General features: G+C 55.3%; 4 protein-coding genes. All 4 read left to right on the top strand.

The annotated features are described in order from the left end of the window. The first annotated feature begins 162 nt into the window (after positions 1 to 162). Positions 163 to 465 carry a hypothetical protein gene (locus JNN07_14400; GenBank protein ID MBL9168927.1) on the top strand — a complete coding sequence of 101 codons (303 nt, stop codon included), beginning with the start codon at positions 163 to 165 and terminating at the stop codon, positions 463 to 465. Positions 466 to 607: 142 nt separating this feature from the next. After that, a complete protein-coding gene (locus tag JNN07_14395) occupies positions 608 to 1,087 on the top strand; it encodes a hypothetical protein (GenBank protein ID MBL9168926.1) in 480 nt (159 codons plus the stop codon). A gap of 102 nt (positions 1,088 to 1,189) precedes the next feature. Further along, on the top strand, positions 1,190 to 1,504 hold the full coding sequence (locus JNN07_14390; GenBank protein MBL9168925.1) for a hypothetical protein: 315 nt from the start codon (positions 1,190 to 1,192) through the stop codon (positions 1,502 to 1,504). Positions 1,505 to 2,099: 595 nt separating this feature from the next. After that, positions 2,100 to 2,444 carry a hypothetical protein gene (locus tag JNN07_14385; GenBank protein MBL9168924.1) on the top strand — a complete coding sequence of 115 codons (345 nt, stop codon included), beginning with the start codon at positions 2,100 to 2,102 and terminating at the stop codon, positions 2,442 to 2,444. Positions 2,445 to 2,474 lie beyond the last annotated feature (30 nt).

Genomic DNA, 2,474 nt, shown 5'->3' with positions numbered 1-2,474 from the left:
ATTGGCAAGTTCGCGCGCAGAGGCTGCGTCCAACCCGGGAATGTAAAGCATCCGAGAGCAGCCTCTCCCTTCACTCCATCCCAACTCTCCCAACACCTCTCATTCTTCAGCTCTCGGCTGCTCTACATTCCTTTGGTTGTTGGACGGCATGAGTAGCCTCGTATGAGATTCGGACGCGGCAGATGGCATTGGTATGACATCATTATCGTCGGACTTGCTGCTGTGATTGTCTATCCCGACAAAGTTTTGGATGGGATTGGCGAGCGCACCGGCAGAGTGTTTGGCTGGCGGCACGTTGTCCTGATTGAGGTTGTTGCCTTTATGCTGATGGTTGTTTCGATGGCTCTGCTCATGCCCGCCTATCCACGGTTGGAGTGGTGGTATCCACTGCTTGCCGTCGGGATGCTGGCTTTGGTCCGAGCCATCATGTGGTTCGTTTCCGAGCTGTTCGGGTTCGGGGATTGATGACCTTGCCGCCCAACTATCCACTCGATCCAACAGCCCTTAGCCTCCGAGTTTTTCACGTGATCACCGATCTCTCATTCCAGGTCTCGTCCGAGTTGGTTCTTGGTCGGCGGGCTGTGGATCAGCGGGGTCGCTGGACATCATGAGCGCACGTCAAACACTTCTGACCCTTGTTATAGCCGGACTTGGCATCCTCACAACAGGTTGCTCCACCGCCAACCTCAGTCCGCGCGAGGCGTTCTTGCGTGCCAATCCTGGAATACGGTCCAAGTTCCTCAAGCTTCGGGAGACTTCAGTGGAGGAGTTGGAGCTCGCCGAGACCTTCACCTGGTGGCCGCAGATTCTCATAGCAGAGAGGCTGCGTGCGGACTTTGCCACCAACGCAGAATTGGTGAAGCGCCTTGACCAACTAGAGGCACACGCCAAGAAGACTTGGGAGAGTAAGAAGGAATGCTTCGCGCAGATGAGCAGTGACATCAACACGCAGACAGACACGCTCTTTTTCTACAGCCGTCACGAAGGCAGAGGTACTGAGGAAGGCTGGATGCTCGTGCGTCGCGGACGCATCCTCAAGAAATACGTTCTGGCAACACGTGAGTATCTCGATGTGGAGGAACCCTGATGCCCAACAAGGCTACTCCAGCGAACGCGCCGACAGCGTCCAGGTTTCAGCTTCAGCGTCCACACCGGCGCGTCCCTGAGTAGTTTCGTTCGCCCAATCAACATGATCGTTTACGTCGACGTCGATGACACGCTGGTGAGGTCGGTTGGCAGCACTCGAAGCCCCGTGCCAGGCGTCATCGAACATGTGAAACAGCTCAAGGCCGATGGCGCGACATTGTATCTCTGGAGCGCGGGCGGAGCAGAGTATTGCCGTGCCACTGCAATAGAACTCGGCATCGAGTATTGCTTTGTAGGCTTTCTTCCCAAGCCTCGGATCATGATCGACGACCAGGAGGTGAAGGATTGGGTATTCTGCACGACCTTCCATCCCGCTACTTGTACGGGCAAGCGGTTGGAGGACTATTTTCGGCTATGACGAGGAGAATTACCAGGGCGAACAAGCCCACTCGATCCAACAGCCCTTAGCCTCCGAATTTTTCACATGACCACCGTTCCTGCATCCCTGGTTTCGTCCGAGTTGGCTCTCGGTCGGCGGGCTGTGGATCAGTGGGGACGTTCATTGCAGATAAAATGAGTAATGGAGGGACATTCAAGAGCTGTTGGTGGCTCTGGGCTGCCATAAGCCTTCCATGGATCGCTTTCAATCTGTTTCGAGTCCGCGACGGCAAGGGTGATTCTTACACTGATTGGTCAGTGTTCACCAACACAAGGCTGAGCGAGACCTATTCTTCGGGATTGTTACTTGAAGATGTTCTCGGTCCCTTGATTGTTGGCTTGCTCTTGCACTGCCTTATCATTGTTGCATGTGCCAAATGGCGCGCACGTGGCTCCCTCCGTCCACTGGTCGGTCAGGCTTCAGTCTCGGTAAACAATTTAACCAGATCGTCGACCGAACCGCCGCCATAATCCGGATTTCCGACATGACCACAGGCACTACATTGGCTACTTCGGCGAGTGCCCGCTTACGGCGGCGGTCGGTCACGATCGGTCGTTAGGAAACTTCGCACGCCATGAGCAAAGACGAGATGAGCAAGATTCTGTCAAAGCACTTGGCGAAGTTTCGCACTTGGAGTTACGCGCAGCTTGCTGAGCGCGTCGCGCGTGACCGCAAGGAGCACGATTGCTTGGAGCATGTCGAGGGGGTTGCTCCCGACGGCACCGAGTATCAGATGGAGTTTCAGGCGTTGTGGAACGACAAGCCTGGTGGCGAGGTGATCGTCTTCGCAGATTTTTCGGCATCTCCACAGCGTCCGCTTTGGGGGTTTATTCCCATTTACACCCCGGATGTGACCGACAGCTTTATCCTGAGTCCTGACGGACGATTTGTTGGAGAGCATGAGACACCAGTCTCCTGACAAGCCCACTCGATCCAACAGCCCTTAGCC

The sequence above is a fragment of the Verrucomicrobiales bacterium genome, assembly GCA_016793885.1.
Lineage (GTDB): Bacteria > Verrucomicrobiota > Verrucomicrobiia > Limisphaerales > UBA11320 > UBA11320.
This window is presented reverse-complemented; position numbering and strand designations above follow the sequence as displayed.